The sequence below is a fragment of the Ignisphaera sp. genome (genome assembly GCA_038735125.1).
GTDB lineage: Archaea > Thermoproteota > Thermoprotei_A > Sulfolobales > Ignisphaeraceae > Ignisphaera.
Map to the genome: position 1 here is coordinate 1 of JAVYNU010000003.1, position 20,262 is coordinate 20,262.

At 39.5% G+C, this 20,262-nt stretch carries 21 protein-coding genes; 8 read left to right on the forward strand and 13 right to left on the reverse strand.

The annotated features are described in order from the left end of the window. Nucleotides 1-309 precede the first annotated feature (309 nt). Together QW284_04555 and QW284_04560 are read right to left on the reverse strand one after the other, a co-directional pair. Nucleotides 310-1,737 carry an NAD(P)/FAD-dependent oxidoreductase gene (locus QW284_04555; GenBank protein MEM0338939.1) on the reverse strand — a complete coding sequence of 476 codons (1,428 nt, stop codon included), beginning with the start codon at nucleotides 1,735-1,737 and terminating at the stop codon, nucleotides 310-312. Further along, nucleotides 1,737-2,759, reverse strand: a complete 1,023-nt coding sequence (locus QW284_04560) for an adenylosuccinate synthetase (GenBank protein ID MEM0338940.1) — start codon at nucleotides 2,757-2,759, stop codon at nucleotides 1,737-1,739. Before QW284_04560 ends, QW284_04555 begins: the two co-directional genes overlap by 1 nt. A 353-nt stretch (nucleotides 2,760-3,112) precedes the next feature. On the opposite strand from QW284_04560, the gene QW284_04565 reads away from it, so the two are divergent. The 4 genes from QW284_04565 to QW284_04580 all read left to right on the forward strand — a co-directional run bounded on the left by QW284_04565 (nucleotide 3,113) and on the right by QW284_04580 (nucleotide 8,758). Continuing rightward, on the forward strand, nucleotides 3,113-4,108 hold the full coding sequence (locus tag QW284_04565) for an NAD-dependent epimerase/dehydratase family protein (GenBank protein MEM0338941.1): 996 nt from the start codon (nucleotides 3,113-3,115) through the stop codon (nucleotides 4,106-4,108). Between the two features lie 345 nt (nucleotides 4,109-4,453). Then, nucleotides 4,454-5,869: an extracellular solute-binding protein gene (locus QW284_04570; GenBank protein MEM0338942.1), complete on the forward strand. Its 1,416-nt coding sequence runs from the start codon at nucleotides 4,454-4,456 to the stop codon at nucleotides 5,867-5,869. Nucleotides 5,870-5,876: 7 nt separating this feature from the next. Then, complete coding sequence (locus QW284_04575; GenBank protein ID MEM0338943.1) at nucleotides 5,877-7,694, forward strand: iron ABC transporter permease; 1,818 nt, start codon at nucleotides 5,877-5,879, stop codon at nucleotides 7,692-7,694. Further along, nucleotides 7,694-8,758 (forward strand): ABC transporter ATP-binding protein, encoded by a 1,065-nt coding sequence (locus QW284_04580; GenBank protein ID MEM0338944.1) that lies wholly within the window; start codon nucleotides 7,694-7,696, stop codon nucleotides 8,756-8,758. Before QW284_04575 ends, QW284_04580 begins: the two co-directional genes overlap by 1 nt. 72 nt (nucleotides 8,759-8,830) lie before the next feature. Here the strand turns inward: QW284_04580 and QW284_04585 are convergent, their stop codons facing one another. The 7 genes from QW284_04585 to QW284_04615 form a co-directional block, all read right to left on the reverse strand. Further along, entirely contained in the window at nucleotides 8,831-9,025 is a 195-nt protein-coding gene (locus QW284_04585) for a hypothetical protein (protein ID MEM0338945.1), read from the reverse strand. Nucleotides 9,026-9,070: 45 nt separating this feature from the next. Beyond that, the gene (locus tag QW284_04590; GenBank protein ID MEM0338946.1) at nucleotides 9,071-9,724 is read right to left on the reverse strand and encodes a hypothetical protein; all 654 of its coding nucleotides are present in this window, start codon (nucleotides 9,722-9,724) and stop codon (nucleotides 9,071-9,073) included. Continuing rightward, on the reverse strand, nucleotides 9,721-10,746 hold the full coding sequence (locus QW284_04595) for a DUF58 domain-containing protein (protein MEM0338947.1): 1,026 nt from the start codon (nucleotides 10,744-10,746) through the stop codon (nucleotides 9,721-9,723). Before QW284_04595 ends, QW284_04590 begins: the two co-directional genes overlap by 4 nt. Nucleotides 10,747-10,967: 221 nt before the next feature. After that, nucleotides 10,968-11,918 (reverse strand): MoxR family ATPase, encoded by a 951-nt coding sequence (locus tag QW284_04600; protein ID MEM0338948.1) that lies wholly within the window; start codon nucleotides 11,916-11,918, stop codon nucleotides 10,968-10,970. Next, complete coding sequence (locus QW284_04605) at nucleotides 11,897-12,853, reverse strand: hypothetical protein (GenBank protein ID MEM0338949.1); 957 nt, start codon at nucleotides 12,851-12,853, stop codon at nucleotides 11,897-11,899. The genes QW284_04600 and QW284_04605 overlap by 22 nt, the downstream gene beginning before the upstream one ends. Beyond that, nucleotides 12,843-13,352 carry a hypothetical protein gene (locus QW284_04610; protein MEM0338950.1) on the reverse strand — a complete coding sequence of 170 codons (510 nt, stop codon included), beginning with the start codon at nucleotides 13,350-13,352 and terminating at the stop codon, nucleotides 12,843-12,845. The genes QW284_04605 and QW284_04610 overlap by 11 nt, the downstream gene beginning before the upstream one ends. 235 nt (nucleotides 13,353-13,587) lie before the next feature. Next, on the reverse strand, nucleotides 13,588-13,905 hold the full coding sequence (locus QW284_04615; GenBank protein ID MEM0338951.1) for a hypothetical protein: 318 nt from the start codon (nucleotides 13,903-13,905) through the stop codon (nucleotides 13,588-13,590). An 85-nt stretch (nucleotides 13,906-13,990) separates the two neighbouring features. Between QW284_04615 and QW284_04620 the strand changes: the two genes are divergently transcribed. Further along, nucleotides 13,991-15,295 carry a hypothetical protein gene (locus QW284_04620; protein ID MEM0338952.1) on the forward strand — a complete coding sequence of 435 codons (1,305 nt, stop codon included), beginning with the start codon at nucleotides 13,991-13,993 and terminating at the stop codon, nucleotides 15,293-15,295. On the opposite strand, the gene QW284_04625 is transcribed toward QW284_04620, so the two are convergent. Beyond that, on the reverse strand, nucleotides 15,239-15,496 hold the full coding sequence (locus QW284_04625) for a hypothetical protein (protein ID MEM0338953.1): 258 nt from the start codon (nucleotides 15,494-15,496) through the stop codon (nucleotides 15,239-15,241). The genes QW284_04620 and QW284_04625 overlap by 57 nt on opposite strands. Nucleotides 15,497-15,587: 91 nt before the next feature. Here QW284_04625 and QW284_04630 point away from each other — a divergent pair, with 91 nt between their 5' ends. Both QW284_04630 and QW284_04635 read left to right on the forward strand, forming a co-directional pair. After that, nucleotides 15,588-16,436, forward strand: a complete 849-nt coding sequence (locus QW284_04630; protein MEM0338954.1) for an MFS transporter — start codon at nucleotides 15,588-15,590, stop codon at nucleotides 16,434-16,436. A gap of 41 nt (nucleotides 16,437-16,477) precedes the next feature. Then, complete coding sequence (locus tag QW284_04635) at nucleotides 16,478-16,837, forward strand: MFS transporter (GenBank protein MEM0338955.1); 360 nt, start codon at nucleotides 16,478-16,480, stop codon at nucleotides 16,835-16,837. 2 nt (nucleotides 16,838-16,839) lie between these two features. Here QW284_04635 and QW284_04640 read toward each other — a convergent pair whose 3' ends face one another. The 3 genes from QW284_04640 to QW284_04650 are packed head-to-tail and all read right to left on the reverse strand — an operon-like array spanning nucleotide 16,840 to nucleotide 19,129. Continuing rightward, complete coding sequence (locus QW284_04640) at nucleotides 16,840-17,067, reverse strand: hypothetical protein (GenBank protein ID MEM0338956.1); 228 nt, start codon at nucleotides 17,065-17,067, stop codon at nucleotides 16,840-16,842. Beyond that, on the reverse strand, nucleotides 17,064-17,948 hold the full coding sequence (locus QW284_04645) for a PfkB family carbohydrate kinase (protein ID MEM0338957.1): 885 nt from the start codon (nucleotides 17,946-17,948) through the stop codon (nucleotides 17,064-17,066). The genes QW284_04640 and QW284_04645 overlap by 4 nt, the downstream gene beginning before the upstream one ends. 11 nt (nucleotides 17,949-17,959) lie before the next feature. Beyond that, on the reverse strand, nucleotides 17,960-19,129 hold the full coding sequence (locus QW284_04650) for an iron-containing alcohol dehydrogenase (GenBank protein ID MEM0338958.1): 1,170 nt from the start codon (nucleotides 19,127-19,129) through the stop codon (nucleotides 17,960-17,962). Between the two features lie 88 nt (nucleotides 19,130-19,217). Between QW284_04650 and QW284_04655 the strand changes: the two genes are divergently transcribed. Next, nucleotides 19,218-20,243 carry a histone deacetylase family protein gene (locus tag QW284_04655; protein MEM0338959.1) on the forward strand — a complete coding sequence of 342 codons (1,026 nt, stop codon included), beginning with the start codon at nucleotides 19,218-19,220 and terminating at the stop codon, nucleotides 20,241-20,243. The last annotated feature ends 19 nt before the right edge of the window (nucleotides 20,244-20,262 follow it).

A 20,262-nucleotide genomic window follows, 5' to 3' on the forward strand; every position in this document is an offset into this window, starting at 1 on the left:
GTATCGAGAGATTCACAGGTTTGAAGTGGAAGGAGGTTCACGTGAAATATGAGAACAAAAAGCTGTTTGCCAGCATATTTCCTTAGTTTAGCGCCAATCAAATTCATTGTGATGATACTAGAGAATTAATGATTTACACAGCTACTATTTACTGAGGGTGGATGTTGTCTAGTGTGATAATCTCCATAGGATCCTGAGAGAGCTGAAGGGAAGACTTGAGAAACTGAATACAGTGGCAGTGAAATGATCTGCCTTAGAAGACCTATTCATAGCTGTTAATATCGGTAAGGATTGTGAGGTGCTATATCTCTAGCCATCTTCAACCTCAACACCCTCTCTCTTTAGTATGGATCTGGCGGCTATTACTCCTGTTGCAGCTGCTACGTTCATGCCTCTTGAGAGCCCTACTCCGTCCCCGGCAACAAAGACGTTCTTCAAGTTTGTTTCAAGTTCTCTGCTGACTCTGGCTCTCGTGCTGTAGAATTTTATTTCTGGTGCGTATAGGAGTGTTTGTGGTGATGCTATTCCAGGCATTATTATGTCTAACCTCTTTAGAGCTTCTATTATATTTACAACTACTCTATATGGGTAGGCCATGGCTATGTCTCCTGGCGTTACAGATTTTAGTGTTGGGTCTACAACGCTTCTTTCTATTCTTGACCATGTACTTCTTCTCCCAGCCTCTAAATCGCCAAACCTCTGAATTATTGGTCTCCCACCGCCAAGCTTTGTCGCCAGTCTTGCTATGCTTTTCCCATATGCTATGGTGTCCTCAAATGGGTCTGTAAGCTTGACTGTTATTAGCAATGCAAAGTTTGTGTTCTTGCTTTTTATTGTTGCGAAGCTCTCTCCATTTACGCCAACCGAGTCGTCTGGATACCTCTCCTCAACGACAAGCCCATTTGGATTTGTGCAAAATGTTCTTGCTTTATCGTCATAGCTCTTTGTGTACATTATTATCTTCGGATCTCTGACAAGCTTTGTTATAGGCTCGGTGACATATGCTGGAACCTCAACTCTTACACCAATGTCTAGTGGACCGGGCTCAACATCTATACCTCTTCTCTTTGCCAGTTGAGAAAACCATTCAGCCCCGATTCTCCCAGGCGCTATAATAACATATCTAGATACTATGTCTAGCTTTGTTGTTTTAAGCCTTATCCTATTCTCTGCATGCTCGATGTCTGTAACCTCTGTATACCCATGTATCTCCACACCCCTGCTCTTCAAATAGTTAGCCATGTTTGCTATGACCTTAGGCATGTTCTCAGAGCCTATGAGTCTCTGAGGTGTTGGAACAAACTTTGCACCGGCTTTTGCAGCCAATCTCTCAAGCTCTGAAGCCTGCTCATAGTCAATAGCATATAAGTTATCTGGAGCACCAAACTTTACCAGCACACTATCAACATATTGTATCAGCTTCTCAGCCTCTTCCCAGCTACCGAGGAGCTTGTCCAAATCCCCTCCAACATCTGGCCTAAGATTCATGGTTCCACTGCTAAATGTTATAGCCCCTCCAACACCTGACATAACATTGCATGGTTTGCATAGAGCGCATTCCCTATCTCTTGCAAGCTTCTTTAGGTTGAGCATCGGACACGTTCTAAACGGGTTTTCACTACCCATCTCAACAATGGCTATCCTCAGCTTTCCAAATCCATAGGTTGAAAGCTCATATGCTGCAAAAAGCCCTGCCACACCCCCGCCAATTACTGCAACATCATATTGCTTCTCCATTATCTCCACCCCAATCCAAGCTCTTTTCGTCTATCGATTGTGCATAAAGCATCCTCTCCAGTGCCAATAATCGTTACTGGAGTTTTTAGAGAATTCTCTATGTTTTCTATCCAGTTCCTAGCATCCTTTGATAGTTTGTCCCATTCTCTAACACACTTATCGTTTGGGTAGAGCGCGTCGAGTCTTGTTATAGCTGCTTGTGTTGCGGAATTCAGCATTATTGCTTTCTTAGCGAGATCAACATTGAATAGTGCTACCCTTCTCCTTCTACCAGTAACAGTAGCTACTTCAACTAGTCCAAGCCTCTCAGCCTCCTCAGGTGGAAGCTCACCCTCTAGAGGACCTCCACCAACCCTTGTAACATATGATTTGAAAACAACTATAACCTCGTCAACCTTCTTAGGGCCGACCCCAACCTCTGAGGCAAAGGCTGACGCTGTTGTATCTCTACTTGTAACGTATGGGTATGTGCCATGGTACAAACTTAGGAAGGTTCCTTGAACACCCTCTATATAGACAAGCTCCCCTCTATCAATAGCGTTGTTAACTTCCAGCGAAACATCTACAAGGTAGTCTCTTAGCACATCAAAATCTTTGGCAAGTCTAAGCCTCCTCAAAACCCTGTCAGACATTGCAAATCCTACTCCCTGCAATGTTGAGCCAACGTCTTTGACCAGAAAAGCGTCTCTCTTCTCAGCCTCGACATGCCTATCCTCTATAACACCAGTGTTCCTGTCAACAAATATCCTGCCCCTAACACCAGTCTCCTCAACCTCGTTAAAGAACACATCAAGTCTCATCAAAGCCCCGGCAGCGATCATAAGCTTCACATTCTTGTTAACGAAAAACGATGGGACAAGCCTGAGCTTCCACACCCTATTGCCGTAGACAACTGTATGACCAGCATTTATAGAGCCACATCTAACAGCGATAGACGGGTTATCGGCTAGCGCAAGATACGCCGCTATCTTACCCTTGCCCTCATCGCCAAAGAACCCGCCTACAACTATGGCCAGCGGCATAAAATACCCCCTACAAATCGCATTTCCTAATTAATTCAACTACTAACAAATATCTGCTTATATTGCTTGAATTTCTATGGTATTTTATTACACAGTGGTGGAATCTGAACAACAAAATCCTTTGCTAATACTTCTAAGACACGGAGATTTTAAATCTTAGATATTCATCACTACTATAAAAAGATTTTGAACTAATCATACACTCAATACAATTGGCTCTTCCACTAGATTAACATCTAAATAAATGTATTTTAGAGCAAATTAAGACTTCCTTGAAGTTCCGAAACTGAAAAAGACAAACACTTAAATATGTCCTATCTTGGCTTTCTGTTACATGTAGAACGGGTTTAGCTATGAAGCAAGAGACTTTTGAAAAGATTGTTGTTACTGGCGGGGCCGGTTTTATCGGTAGCCATTTAGTGGATTACCTCGTTGCAATGGGTTTGGCTAAGAAAATAATTGTTATAGACAACCTTAGTAGTGGTTCTATCAAAAATGTTGAGCATCATGTTGGAAAGGACTATTTTGTTTTTGTTAACGCAGATTTGAAGTTTTTCGATGAGAAATGGGTCAGTTTTTTCAGAGATACTGATGCAGTTTTTCATTTTGCTGCTAATCCAGAGGTTAGAGTATCGTCTATTGAGCCAAGAACCCACTTCAATGAGAATGTTGTTGCAACATTCAATGTTTTGGAGGCTTCTAGGCTAAATGATGTCAGGCTACATTTCTTCGCAAGTTCCTCAACTGTTTATGGAGATGCTGAGAAGATCCCGACACCTGAAGACTATGCTCTAAGACCTATCTCTGTCTATGGAGCGTCTAAGGCTGCATGTGAAATGCTCTACCACTCTTACTCTCATCTATATGGCTTTAGCGTTGCTATTGGAAGATATGCTAACATAATCGGCTATAGATCCAACCACGGAGTTATAATAGACTTCATAAATAAGTTGAGGAGCAATCTAAACACGCTGGAGATTCTTGGCGATGGCACGCAAAGAAAAAGCTATTTACATATATCAGATACCATAGAGGCTACAATGGCCATTACACTATATGCTAAAAACAATAAAGGATTCCATGTATTCAACATTGGGAATAACGATTGGATTACAGTTAAGGAGATAGCAGATATAGTCGTCGACGAAATGAACCTCAAGAACGTGCAGTATAAATATGTCTGGGTAACTCCTGACGGCAGGGGGTGGCCAGGCGACGTAAAGTTAATGCTCCTCGACATATCAAAGATTGCTAGCCTAACCCAATGGAGGCCTAGACTCTCATCAAAAGAAGCTGTAAGAAAAACTGTTAGAGAGGCTTTAGGCAAGGAAAAATTCTCTTGGATATAGCTAAAAACTTTAGAAAATCCACATAGTTTTTCACAACATCGTTTAATCCTAGACCATAGGCAATAGCTTCAACACGTTGATCTGTTAGAAGCAGACTTGAATTCTATGCAAAACAACAGCTCTTGGCTTAAAATATCAAAACCCATATAGCAACATCTTTTGTATGGTCAGAGGAGTCCTCTCAATCATCTATCATTAAGGATGCGTCTCTTCATCCCAAAGATTCGATATTGCCTAAAGATTTTATATAGGGGCATATGTAGCATGGCTTATGTAAAATAGTGTATAGTTGTAGAAAACAAATATTTATATCCCTTCTACAAAAAATGATACACGTGATGGTCTATGTTGCTAAAGGGCATATCAAAAACACTTGTGGTTGTAATAGTAGCAATTCTTGTTGTTGTTGCAGGAGTCTCAATATACTATCTCCTTGTCGCAGGAGGCAAAAAAGAGGCAATCACACTTGTTGTATTGACAAGGCATCCTCAAGACCTTCTCAACTTGGCTCGCGACGCGTTTCTGAAGAGTGATATTGCCAAGAAGTATAACATTGTCGATGTACAGTTCCTCTCTTTGGACTCTGGCCAGTGGAGAGACTATCTCAAGAGTCATGGTGCAGATGTTGGCTGGGGTGGCGGTCCATCGCTCTTTGACTCGCTTTACAGAGATGGTTGGCTAGCTCCTCTAACATCCAACGAGGTTAGAGAAGCTCTAAGCAAGATACCGGACACCGTACTTGGAGCACCTATGAAGAGATTTGGAAGCGACGGGAATGTGTATTGGGTTGCACAAGCACTATCAAGCTTTGGGATAATCGCAAACAACAAGCTGTTGAAAGACTATGGCATTCCAAAGCCAAGTGACTGGAGCAACTTGACAAGCCCTGAATATGGAAAGGTTATAAATGTCTATGGCTCTCCAGCAATAGTTATTGCAAACCCCCTTAAGAGCACAAGCCATCTAAGAATATACGAAATCATCTTAGAGGCTTATGGATGGGACAGCGGATGGAAATACCTCACCCTTTTAGCAGCAAACTCAAAGATAATCGACTCTGCATCAGATGCTAGAGACTATGTTATAAGAGGTGAGTTTGCAGCTACAATAGCTGTTGATTACTATGGCTACATAGCAATGGTTCAAAACCCCAACTGCAGCTTCATCATACCGCTGAAAACAATAGTTAATGGAGACCCGATAGCATTGTTCAACACCTCAAAGCATCCAGAGGCAGCACAAGCGTTCATAGCCTGGGCTTTGACAGATGGACAAAGGATTCTGTTGGACAAGAAGGTCAATAGACTCCCCGTAAATGCTGATGTTTGGAATACCCCCGAGGGGCAACAGAGAACAGATCTCAAAGAGATTTACTACAAGACATTGAGTCTAACCCCAATGGCTTTCAACGATTCTGATGTTATGAAATATGAATATGCTGTTGCAAGATACTTCAAAGCCGTGCTTATAGACGCTCATGACCAGCTTGTAGAGGTTTGGAAGAAGCTTGTTGATCTATACTCAAGAGGTTTGATAACACAGCAACAATTTGATTACTATGTATCACAGCTCTCAAAGCCTTTAACATTCACAGATCCCACAACAGGCTCTGAAGTAACATTCACAAAAGATTATGCCAAAAGCATTGCCAGTAGAATGGCTAGTGATAGAACTTTGGAGCAGCAACTCATGACTATATGGACACAGAAGGCTGTTGAGAGATTCAACTCGATATTGAATGAGCTTCAAAAGATTGGATGAAGCTCAGATGAAAAGAGTTAGAAATAAAATCAATTTTTTATTCTCAGACCCTTTCATACTCTTCTCAACAGTATTTCCACTAACCTACCTAGCGATCTTTCTCCTAATACCACTAGCACTACCATTGTCAGAGCTGTTAAGATCCGATCCAATGCGAATAGCCGAGCTTGTGTTTCAGAACCCTAGATATGTTTCCACTAGACCAATTGGGAGTATAGTTAGTGTGAAGAACGTTGTTTTTGGTGGGAAGAACATCACCCTAATTCTGTTTAGCGGGGTTAGCTATGGCTCAATAATAAACAGCTTTATAGTCGCTACAATAACAATGGTTGTAGCAACTGCTGTGGGAGCTCTAATAGCCATTATATTAACGCTATATGATTTTCCTGGAAGAAGATTCTTCCAGGTTCTAGCCATGTTACCACTGTTTGCTGCGCCGTTTGCAAGTGGCTATGTCGTTAGAAAGTTTTTTGATTGGAGATATGGTTTACTCTCATATGTAATAGTCAATGTTCTTGGAGTCCCCGTTAGGATAGGCTTAGACGGGTTGGCAGGGGTTGTTACAGCACAGATTCTAGGTCTATATGTGATTGTTTATCTGAATGTCTCTGCTGCTATAGCCAATATCGACCATACCTTGATTGAGCAGGCGCAGAACCTTGGCTCATCGACATTTAGGGTGTTAAAAGATGTTGTATTACCTCTAGCCCTCCCTGGTATCGCCACTGGGGCGTCACTAACATTTATACTATCTCTTGAGGATATAGCCAACCCCATTGTTTTTGGAGAAGATAGGCTCATATCATATGAGATATTCAGAAGTTTTCAGGATCCAACGACTGGAGCTAGATCCCCTGCCGCATTGTTGATGACTGTAATCGTTGTTTTGGTAAGTGCCACAATATTTATACTCATAAGGAGCTATGTCTCGCTAAGAAGCTATGCAGCTGTAGGAAGGGGTGCAAAGCCCTTGAAGCCATTCAAGCTATCGAGAATTGGTACAGCAATTGTATATTTGTTTCTATTGCCGTTTCTGTTATTCTCTTCAATTCCACAGATAGGTGTTTTTGTACTGGCATTCTCATCTAGGTGGTATAGCGCATTGCCAGAGGGGTTTACATTAGATAATTTTGCCTCTATGCTAACAGATCCAATAGTTTCAACAGCAATAAAGAACAGCTTATTGTACTCTATAACAGCCTTAGGCATAATATTAGTTATATCCATACTCATTGCCTACTCATCTACAAGAACCAGAGGGGCTATTTCATATATCTTGGATACCCTAGCCACAATACCTATCGCAATCCCTGGGATCGCAATAGCCTCTGGATTCTTCCTATTGTTCACTACACCACCATTCAAAAACAGCATCTTTGACCCTGTCATATACTCACCTGGAATAGCAATTACAATAGCTTATACCGTAAGGAGAATGCCGTTTATGGTAAGAGCAATTTATGCTGGCTTACAGCAAATACCAACATCTCTTGAGGAGGCTGCTATCAACCTGGGAGCCTCAAGGTTTTTGGCTATAGCCACTGTTATACTACCGGCTATAGCAATAAACATTTTTGGTGGTGCCATAACAACATTTGTTTACTGCATTAGCGAAACGAGTGTAGGGGTTATGCTAGGCGGCTTGAAGGGTGTTTCAATAGGCCATGCCGCACCAATAACATTTGTTATGCAAAACTATCTAGAGACTCCCCAAGGAACCCAGATAGTTGGTGCCTTGGGAGCTATGCTAATAGCTCTTCAGCTAATAGCTGTAACTATATCAACGTTTCTGTTAAAGGGCTATAGCATCTTCGGTGTTAGATAATGGCTTTTCTAGAAATTCTTGGCGTTAGCAAAAGATTTGGCAACACGATTGCTCTTGACAATGTCACTCTCCATATAGATAAAGGAGAGTTGTTCGCCATTCTAGGCCCTTCAGGATGTGGAAAAACAACTCTTCTAAGAATTGTAGCTGGCCTAGAGGTGCCTGATACTGGAAGAATAGTTGTTAACGGAGTTGATATAACCTTTGAAGAACCCCAGAATAGAAAAGCTGTGATGGTCTTCCAGAACTGGGCTCTATGGCCACACATGACAGTATTTGACAACATTGCTTACGGACTAAAGATAAAGGGGATGCCCAAAGATGAGATAGCTAAAAGAGTTAAATGGGCATTGGAGCTTGTAAAGCTCGAGGGCCTTGAGAAGAGGTATCCACATCAGCTTTCTGGTGGACAGCAACAGAGGGTTGCATTGGCAAGAGCTATTGTAGTTGAGCCAGAGATTCTTCTTTTAGATGAGCCTCTCAGCAACTTGGATGCAAGACTTAGAATAGATATGAGGGAAGAGCTTAGAAACCTCATAAAGAAACTGGGAATAACAGCCATATATGTTACGCATGACCAGGAGGAAGCCATGGCAATAGCTGATAGAATGGCTGTAATGAACAAGGGCAAGGTGATGCAGATTGGAACGCCTACAGAAATTTACAATAACCCCAAGAACGTTTTTGTTGCCACATTCATTGGCAGAGCCAATGTTATAAAGGGTATAGCGACTAGAATAGGCGATAGGTATATCGAAGCTAGAATAGGTGGCAAATTCATCAAAGCTGTGAAGGTGACGGACGAAGAGATTCGCCAAGGGGATTCTGTAGACATTGTTATTAGACCTCATCACATATCGACAAAATGTAGCAACAAGATTGAGAACAAGTTTACAGGTAGAGTAATAGAGGTGAGCTTCTTGGGAAATACTATTGAGGTAAAGGTAGAAACTGATATAGGGATTCTAACAGCTCTGTTGCCAGAATCGAACATAATAGAAAACAAAGATGTTGTTGAAATATGTTTCAACAACGACAAGGCGCTAGTGTTTAGGTCTGAGTGAAGCTAGCTGTTCTTAACATTTTTCATTATCGAGAATTAGATCACAAATCCGATAGATGAGTAGTCTTGAAAATCAAGCTCTTTGCGATTCCCTGTAAAGTGCTATTGACGTGCTTACCAAAATTAGCCCTATTGCGAATGAGGCAAGGAACTGGATGTATTTGTCTACATAGATATAGTAAGTCGATATGAACAAAAATATTAGGCCACAAACTAAAAGCAACAAAGCATATACTATTCCAATTTTATTACCCGCTTGTCTAGACATAATCAACACCTATATCCATCGCCCAATTTTTCTATATCCTTATTCTTATAAACCTTTGATTGAAGCTATTAAAAAAATTATAGCATATGGGGTTATTTCAACAACTATTTTCATATAGCCAATTAACTTACCCCTAATCAATAACATTGAGATCCATATAAGCATTAATATACCTGCATATACGCCATAGAATTGAAACAACATTAATATGCTTATAAATCCCACTAAATGCGCCAAGCTCTTCACAATATCAATAACACGATCTATTTCTGCTCGAGCTATGAACCCCAGACCACCAAGGAATTCTACAGATGGTTCTAGAGCTATTGAAAATAAAAGTAAGAACAGGGTTGCAAAAACTACTTGTGAACTCCATCTATCCATTCCCAAAAATTCAATACCTTCGCTTATTAGAGATACTGAAACAGCCATTACTAGAACAAGTATTATGGGTATTACATCTAAGAGTATATGATAGGCTGATCCTTTGCTAAGCCCCCTAAACATAGAGATTGCTAGTAATCTGGTAATTGGAATTGCAAGAACAGTTACTAAAAGAGCTGTTGGATCTGCCATAACCAACGCTATAAACAAAAATGCTATTGCTACTAACGCCAAAATCTCCCTCTTAGTCTTATAGTCATATATCGAGGCTATAAACTCTGCTATTACCATAAACACTATAAATATTGAGTTCATGGCTTTCCCTCACCATATATTATCTCAAAACCTTCTTCACTAAACTCTATACCAATCAATGCACCACCCAATGTTTTTGAGATTCGGTCTAGAAGCTTGGCAATGGCGTCTCTTTCCATAAACTCATCGTATCTAAACATAGGCATTACTATGAACAGTCTCTCAAGCACTACAACCAGCTCTCTTAAATTGGCAGGCTCATCAAGTGAAAGGGTTATCGGATTTGTTAAAAGGATTATTATGTCGTATTGCGAAGGCTCTTTATCGATATAGCTAGTGGCATCTATGAAGCTGTTCAGTTGCGAGCTACATCCACCACCAACATCTATGAGTGAAAATATTCTGTAGAGAGCTTCCTCACCTCCTCTGAGGTTTACCACAACCTTTGGCATTATCCCACTACAGACAACAGCGTCAACAACCATTCCATTCCTAGTTAGAAAATTAACTAATGAAGCAGCAAACCTTAATTGGATATGAGCAAGGGTGTTAGGTGTTTTGCCAATGAACCATGTATGTGGCCTTACATCTATTAGTAAAAGCACCTTAGCCTTCGTTTCTCCCAGATCCTCCCTAACCATGAGTTTACCTGTTTTTGCATATGCACTCCAAATAATCTTCTTGACATTGTCTCCAGGGGTATAATCCCTCATATTCGCAAGGTCGTAGAGCCCTCCAATGGCTTTGCCAGCTATATAAACCCCAACTACCTTTTGCAACGACTTCATGCTTAACTCTCCTCGGACTTCTTGTGGCAACGTTACAATGGTTAATCTGTCACTGTAGCTCAGTTCCTCAGCAAAGTATCCTAAGAAATCGCTTACAATAATGGTCACATCACTAAATGCATGTGTACCTGGAGCAAGTAGCTTAACCTTATATGATATGGTTATAGCTGATTTCGGTGGTATAGAAATTACCGCTATTGGGTCACTAGCCGATTCTGTGTATCTAGGGATCTTGTCTATTACAAGAGCTCTTGAAATGGATTCTTCACTGTTGTTTCTAATAACAATACTCATGACTATGTTCTCTAACTCTCTAGCAATGTTTTTCTCGCATATTCTCTTAATCGTTAACTGTGATGCCGCTTTTCTTATTCTATTAAATGATGTGTACTCCTTGTAGAATATTATTACAAGTCCTAACCCTATAGAGTATAGAAAAATGTTTTTTACGGAATAGCCATATACAACTACTACTATGGATAGAACAATATGTGAAAGTCCATAAAGTGTTATTTTCAGGGCACATCGACCTTTTCAATGATATCACTAATAATATTCTCCACTGTCACACCAGATATCTTAGCTTCTCCTCTAAGCACTATTCTATGAGAGAGAGCAGCATGGGCAACATACTTTACATCGTCTGGTGTGACATATTCTCTCCCCCTCATAAGAGCTATAGACTTAGACAGGAGGTATAATGCTATTGCACCCCTTGGAGATGCTCCTATCTTAACAAATCTGTGGCTCCTTGTAGCCTCTACTATGGCTGCAATATACTTCTTAATGTTTTGCTCTACATAAACATCCTTAACAAGTCTAATCATGGTTAAAACCTCTTCCTTATTTAAAACAGGTTGCATATCATCTAGACTCGATATAGATTCGAATTTGTCTAGGATCTCAACAGTTTCATCAATTGTTGGATACCCTATAACAACCTTTGCTAGGAATCTATCTACTTGAGCCTCTGAAAGTGGAAATGTGCCCTCAATTTCTATTGGATTCATGGTTGCTATAACCAGAAAAGGTTTGGGAAGTGGATATGTAATACCCTCTACAGTAACCTGCCTCTCCTGCATGGCCTCAAGCAACGCTGCCTGGGTTTTTGGTGGTGCCCTATTTATCTCATCAACAAATAGAATATTTGTGAATATAGGCCCTTTCCTATATACAAACTTAGATTCCTTTGCATCAAAAAACTGAAAACCTATTATATCAGATGGTAGCATATCAGGAGTTGCTTGAATCCTCTTAAAGTCTAGACCAAGAGATAGTGCCACACATTTAGCCATGAGAGTTTTTGCAACGCCTGGAACACCCTCGAGAAGAATATGACCCTCTGAAAAAAGTGTTGCAAGTATCAATTCAAGCTCTTTTCTCTTGCCCACAACTTTTTTCTGAATATTCTCAACAACTTTTTCAATCATAGAGCCATAGAATTTTATCTTTGAATATTCTGCCATTTGTCAACACCAACTAAGATCTCTTTACGAATATTTTTGATAAATTCTTTGTTGCTCTCTACTGAACTACTTAAATATTTTCTTGGATTAGCCATAATACCGAATTTTACAGTTAGATAAAGCATTGATAGTACAACTAGTCCTGTAAAGAACTCCAATAGACTTACATTACCCTGTCTAAATAAAAGCCATTGAAATAGATCTGACAATCCATTGACAATAACACTGATCGTCTGAGCAATTGCCTGGGCTTCTACAGGTCTATAAACTCTCCCACCCTCATATATTATAAGCCCTTTACCATCAATTATATGCTCCATGAAAAAAATGTTGTTGACTGAAATATTTAATGTAGCTAGAATCTCGTTAATCACTATACTTGAATCACCAATGACAACAATATATCCATTGCCATAACTGACGTTATAAGCTATAGGCATCGAACCATAGAGACACAATATACTTGATTTACTATTAGATGAGAGCAGTGTTTTGGCAACATCTATAACTATCTCAATGGTTGTATTACCAATGATGCATTGAGCTTCTCCTACCCCTGGTATGGCAGTGCTTTGCTCAATGCCTATATAATTCAATATCTGCTTGCTATGGTTAAGCTCATCTCCTACTATAGCTACCCCACCTTTTCCTATCCAAGAGAATAAAGAATCTATGCTATCCACATCCTTATCAGGGCCTAGAATCAACAATACATTGTTTTGGGGATCAAAGTATTTTAACTCATCAAAGCTGTAGATTATCTGTACACTCCTTCTAGTCTTTTCATAGTCATAGAATATTGTGATACCACCCGGACCAATATTGTAGATAGATGGTGGATCAAGATCTAAAATACTTGCAATTGGTTTCTGTGATTGAGAAAATATTACAAGAGATAGAAGTATCAAAGTAAATATTAGTAGCTTATTTTTCAATATTCTTCACTTCATCTATTACAGTTTCTACATCAGCTCTTTGTTTATCTCCGTAGACCACATCCTCATACACATCAACAAATCTTTTCAGAAATGAAAGCTTACTTAGAGTCTCTCTAGGTGTGCAGTATGGACATCTTATTCTGTTTCTAAAATTGACGAAATAATTTCTTAAAATTCTTTTCAAGCCATAATAACTATATTCAATTTTGCACATCTCTTCATAATATTCCTTCTCCCCAAACTGAACGAGAACGTTGGATTCCTCTCTATACCAACTCTTTGTATAAAGCAATGTTATAATGAATATAAGAGCAAAACCAATGAATAGAAGAATATACTCTATAGGGAAATTTGACAATGTATAAAGAGAAGATGAGGATGTAGGAGACCGAACAAACGCTGTGGTCTTTAAAGAAATATTAACTGGCATTGAACTCAAATTTCCTTTTATATTCTCAATCGAATTAATTGAAACAGGTATGTATCTTATGCTCATTGCACCACAGAAAAAGGTATAAGGCCTAACCCCAATATAAGACTTGTTGAGCTTTAATGCATGTGATGATCGAGAATCCGGGGCTGAATGATGTGATGAGCGGTGCAAACGCTGACACAAATCATGCCGATACATTACCTTTGTGAAACGGCATGCTTTAGCTTGTTGATGAATGTTGACAAATACACAATACAGAAAAATACTCTATGTCAATAGATGAAAAAATATTGTTGTTTCACTTTCTTAGCAAAGCTATTAGAGCGCCTATTATGAAACCCACAGACACCGGACCTATGGTCATCAGCCCAAGTAGAGTTGCTAGACTCTTTAAGCTCTCGATTGATAGCCCAATAGTTTTCAGCACATCTGATGGTGCTGCCCCTAGAGACCATATAGATAATAGTGTTCCTAAAGCTAGTATTGCTATAAATGCTAGAATATATTTTAACGCCTTTACAGATACATAGCCAAGTGCTAACCCAAGCAGAAACTGGATGAACATCACTAGATAGCTTTGGTAATTGCTAAGCACAGACCCTACAACATCAGCCATATCTCTTTTTCACCTCTAATAACTTCCGTTATTCTATATATAAGTTTTTTACCCACAATTTAATCAAACATTTTGATGTGAGTCTATGAACATTATAACTTATGGTGTTGGTGGTTTCCGGTTCAGGGTACTCTTTTATCATCATGATTTCGCTATACACTATGCGGAACATGTTACTGATCCAATCGACAACAAAGAAAAACTTGTTATGGCGGATCCACACAACAGGTTCAGTATAATCATATATGACATGACTAGAAACTCTATGGAAGAGCTTGTAGTTCCAGGTAAAACTATTCCTAATCCTCATATAGCCCACATGCTCTTAGAAGATGTCCCCAAGATTGGTGGCGTGGCAGGAGATTTGATTTGCCCTGATAGAGACGGCAAATGGGTTTTAATAGATAGAGAAAGTGGTAGGATTAAGTGGAGCCTGCACCTAAGTGATAGTGAGTGGCCACATGATATTATACATGTGGATGGGGGCTTCATAGTCACGGATTATGGATCTGGAGGTTACGGTGGTTTTGTAAGAAGGGTTAGATATGATGGGGAAACTGTTTGGAACATACCATTGAATAACGCAGCAAAGATCTCTAGAATATTTGGCTCTACAGCAAGTGGCATACACACAAATTCTTTTGGAGGCGATTTTCTAGTGGCCCAAAATGCTGATTTGGGTGTAATATATGAACTTGATGCTGATGGTGAGATTGTTTGGAAATGCCCAAAAAGCGGAAACACCACAAATTCTATTTGGTTATTTAAGCCACATAGCGCTTTTAGAATGGGCCTTGCTGAAGCAGGAGGAAATCTCACCGTTGTTGGATTAGAGGCAGGTGGTGGAATAGTTGCTATAGACTATAACTGTAGGCCTAGGTGGGGAATAACATCAGCGTACTCCCACATACCATCACCTCATTACACACCATCTAGTTACGGACTCTTAGAAACAACGCATGTTTTCCCAACACTTTGGGGATCTATTGGTGCTGTTGATTGGAGAGGTTATGCTGGTTCCCAGGTAATAGAAGTAGTTGAAATACCTAAAAAACCTTTGACATGGATTCTGGCACTAGGTATAGATCCTGGAAATGGGGTTTGGCTTGATCCACCACTCGAAATCTTAGATAGAGAGTTTATAGCTATGGATATAGTTAACAATGGAGATGCAAAGATTAGATGGAGCTTATATGTCACAAGAAAGCCTGCACTTATAGAATTACCCAACAATTATTGGGTTTTACATAGTTCTGGAAATGTAGAGGAGCACTCTACACAATCAATCGAGCTAGATAATAAAAGAGCGTTGTATACCTTTGCTAGACTCAAGCTAGAGAAGGTTACTAGTGGAAAAGCCTCTGTCAGCATCTTTGTCGCTTGGCTTTAAACCTCTTCTGACAAACCTTAATTCAGTATAGCCACAATCTCTACAAATATACATCTCAAAAGTATCATAATTTTCAAGCAATTTCGTAAGCTCGTTTCTGATACTCTTAGGAATGGTGACCACTACTGCCATGGGCAAGGACTCTGGTAGTTTAAGTCTAAAAACGTCTATATTCTTTGAGCCACATTTTCGGCACTCCAAAGCATTCACCACACAATAAACTTTTATCGCTTTATAATTATAAATAATAAAATTTATTAAAATAATAGCATATACTTAATAGTGATATATATTGCCACATGATTTGAATATGCATAGAACCAATACAATAAAAAAGCTCTACCTTAGAATATCCGCACTTTCCTTTTCAAATAACCTCATATCACCGATCTTGCCATATCTGATAGTCTACTATGGTGGAGGTGCGACAGAGTCTGGCATATTCCAAGCATCCAACAATCTACTTGGTAATATAGGTCAGGTTATGTGGGGTAGAATAAGTGACTCAACTGGACGCCGAAGACTAATGCTCTTATTGGGAGCTTTGTCAACCATGATCATATCTATCACCTCCCTAATTTTGATAGGCATCTTCGGTTCTATGAATCCATATGAAATTATAGCCATATCAGCTATAGCAACATTTATAGGCTCAGCGTCAGCCCCAGTAATTGGGGATGTTATTAGCGATCTTGCTGAACAGTCTGATAGAGCCATAGTATATTCTATGCATTCGAATCTCTCAGCAGCATTCAGCATAGCTGGCAATATAGCAACAACAATAATGTTTCAATGTATGTCAAGCACTTTCTTAGCATTGCTTGTAATATTTCTCTTGGCACTTGCATTTGGATCTATATCAGTATTTGCAACATTATCTATATCTAGAAATATTATTGATAGAAACACTAATTGTGATTTGTGTCCATTTCGTAAACATGTTAGCCTTGGCATTGAAGAATTCGTAAAGAGCTTTAAAATCGCTTTATCTAATCCAAGATTCAAAGGCTTTGTATATGCAAACACCTTGTACAATTTCTCCATGTCAATGGCCTGGCCTTTATTTATATTGAGTCAGCGAGATGTCTTAAATCTCTCGCCTGCACAGATAACATCCCTCTCTATAGCATCCAATACCTAGCTGGAAGGTATGTTGGGAGAAGCAGATATAGGTTCTACACATTGTTAAATAGATTTGGCCTTGTTACCGTCCCCCTAGTTTATGCATTTTCAACTAGCTATGTACATCTACTTACGCTAAACATTTTCACGGGTTTTATTAGTGGTTTCACAAACATAATATTCCCTATGTACATAATAGAGTGTGCAAGAGAAGGAGATAGGGCAACATTTTTTGGGGTATACAACACATCTATTGGCTTAGCAAATTTTGTGGGTTCTATGGTGGGAGGTTTAGCCTCTAACTATCTCATCAATACCTTTGGGCTGATACAAGGCCTTAGAATATCATACATGATATCAACTATATTGAGGCTATTCTCAGCAGTTGTAACAGCTAGAATGAGGGAATATGTATATTAAGTTTACACCGATTTTATGAGTCCTTTCTGAATCAGGATTCTTGCAATTCTCTCTGCAACTCTCCTAGACCTAGTTTTTATGAACACCAAGTCACCAACCTCCTCAAACTCTAAATCACTATAAAAACGACTAACAATATCCATACTGCTTCTATCAGACGGAATCACATAGTAGCCCTTTGGATCTCTCCTTGCTAGAATCTCCTTGATTTGCTCATCGATGATTGTCATATCTTCACCTCCTCCACAAGCCTTTCTAACTCTTTTACTAGAGACTCTAGAGAGTCTTTATTGAACCACTCTCTATATGCATTCTCTACTTTTAGAGTTGCTGCAGCCACCCCTCTGAGAACAGATTCTATAGTGTTAAAGCCCTTCGCAATATAGTATGCCGTGACAGATAATAGGATGTCTCCTGCGCCAACCTCGTCAACAGAACTTATTGCTGGTGACTTAATGTATAGTATTTCATTATCTGCCACAATGTATAGACCTCTTTCATCCAAGCTGATAAGATAGGTTGTTTTTGTTGCTAAACTCCATTCCCTTACTTTGCTTAAAACATTTTTTAAGTCACTTGAGAAACAAAATTCTTTCACATTGCCATGTACAACATCTACTCTTCCAAGCTTCTCCTCAATACTATAATCCCAGATAAGCCTTAGTTCGCCATTAGCAACACTTCTTACCAAACCCTGAATATCAAGTGCTGTGACCTTGGGACTCCAAGACAATACATAATCTATTTCATTCAAATCTACCTCTCTGAGAATAGGCCCTAGGATAACCACATCGAATCTATAAATTTTTGCATAAGGCTCTAAATTTGATAGGCTTATCCTAGGACTTTCACCCTTAAAGCCAACAGCTTTGCCATCTCTAATGACAAATACTGGTGTGGAGCTATGGCCAGCTTCAATAACCTTTATTCCATGGGACTCTAGAACACCTTTCACGAGACCTTTGTAAGCCTCGCCAATGTTTGTAGCCACATAGACCTCTGCATCTAGATACTCTGCAAGTGCTCTACCACCATAGTATCCTGTCCCACCAACTCTAATCCTATCCCCAATTTCATCGATAGTTATATTGCCTACTATTAGAACCCTCAATAAAAACACCACTAGAAGTTTAAGGCTGAGATATACATCTCTTTTAAAATATCCTTGGAGGGCTCTATAGGAGATAACCTAAGACTATATGATAAGTATTTTGTGACTGTATCAACAATCTTATCTGCATCAGTTTCTGAGAATCCATATTGTCGAAGATTTTCATTGAATCCCATGGATTTGTGAAACCTTTTAACAGCATCAGCCGCCCTTTCAGCATGTTTCGGGTCTGGCTCAAGCTGTGGATCTATATATCTTAGTATTCTATGTAATGTTTCTGGAGATGCCTGATATAGATACTTGATTGCCGCTGGTCCAAGCATTGAGAGGCCTGCTCCATGCGGAAGAGAGGTGTTGATACCACTTAAAACATTCTCGACAGCATGTATTACATGCGCTCTGCTATTGTCTATAGCTATACCTGCTAACATGGATGAATATAGGAGCCAGTATCTGGCCTCTACATCACCAAGATTTTCAATTGCCTTTGGAAGCCAGTAAACAATGTTCTTAACAGCTTCTTCAGCAATTGCTACAACATATGGCGAGGAATCAACGCCACATGAAGCCTCTAATGCATGGTAAAAAGCATCGAATGCTGTGTAGATCGTTTGGCTTTTCGGCAATGTAACAAGGTACCTAGGGTCATCAAAAGATGCTACAGGGTACATATAATCTGATGCAAGACCATATTTTGTTCTCGGATTCTCTAAAGTGACCACGGCATATCTATTAACCTCAGAGCCTGTCCCATGTGTTAAATTCACAGCCAAAACAGGTATAGATCCACATGGCTCTCTATAACCCTTAAAATAGTCCTCTACAAGTCCACCACAATGGGAGACAACTGAAACCACTTTTGCAGTATCTATAACGCTTCCACCACCTATAGCCACAATAGCCTCTGCACCAAATCTCCAGACCCTTTCGGAAACACTATTTATCATAGATGCAAATGGATTTGGTGTAACACCATCGAAAACCTCATATGGTATTCCAAGAGACTTCAAAGCATTTTCAACATTCGCAAGAGCCCCGCTAACCCTGGCAGCAGACATGCTTGTAATCACATAGACTCTTCTAAACCTCTTCAAAAAATCTTCAATGCTATTAGCAATACCAACTCCAAAATGTAGTAATGTCTTTGAAGCTCTAATTTTAAAGCTCTTCAAATTACCCAAAGATTTTCACCGAAGAAGACGTATTTAAAAGAGTTTTTATTTCTAAACCTAATAAGCGCAGGATTAAATTGTTGACGGTAGCAACAGTATGTTTGTCATTGTTGTTAAAAATGCTTTGACCAAGCATATTCCCCCTTACTATCATCCTGAAAATCCACTAAGAATGAGCATATTGCTACAAACCATTGAAAAACTCAGCATTTCTGCGGATTTTTGGGTCAATAAGTTTGATGAGGAAGAGGCTATAGAAATAGCTTCTAGGGTGCATGCCAAAGGATATGTAGATGATATTCTTGGTCACTGCAAAAAGGGTTTCTATGAGCTTGATTCAGATACCTATATAACTAGCAACACATGCGAACTTGCATTAGAGACATTGTATTATTCATATGAATTAGCCAATACAGCAAATAACATATTTGTGGTTTTAAGTAGGCCGCCAGGCCACCATGCTGGGCTGGTTGGAAGAGCCATGGGTGCATCAACTAATGGGTTCTGCATTTTTAATAATGCTGTTGCTAGTGTCCTTGGATTTAGGGATAGAAACCTTAAAAGAATTGCTGTAATAGATTTTGACGCTCATCATGGCAATGGTACCATGGAGATATTCTACAAAGAGAAGATACTTCATATAGATATTCATCAAGATCCATCAACGCTATACCCTTTCACAGGCTATCCGACAGATATTGGTGAAGGTGATGGATATGGATACAAAGCAAATTTTATTTTGAGACCTAGATCAACAGACGAGTCTCTGACTCATATTATACCGCTTGTCGAGACTCTAATCAATGTTTATACCCCTGAAGCACTTGTTGTATCTGCTGGCTTCGATGGCTATAGAGACGATGGTCTAGCTAACTTGGCTCTAACAAGCTCCTCCTTCCATATACTTGGCTCAGCAATTAAAAGATTCAGAGTGCCAACTGTAATTGTTCTTGAAGGTGGTTATAGTACAGGTTTGGAGCATGGATTCAAAGCTTTTTTGGAGGGGCTTCAAGGCATTGAAAAGAATTACACAATTTATACAGACTCTTTAGAGATTCTACATACAAATCTTGGCATTGCTAAGAAGGTATATGATGTAGTGCTAAGCCATATTAACTCTTAAAAATATATGTGTTTTGGTG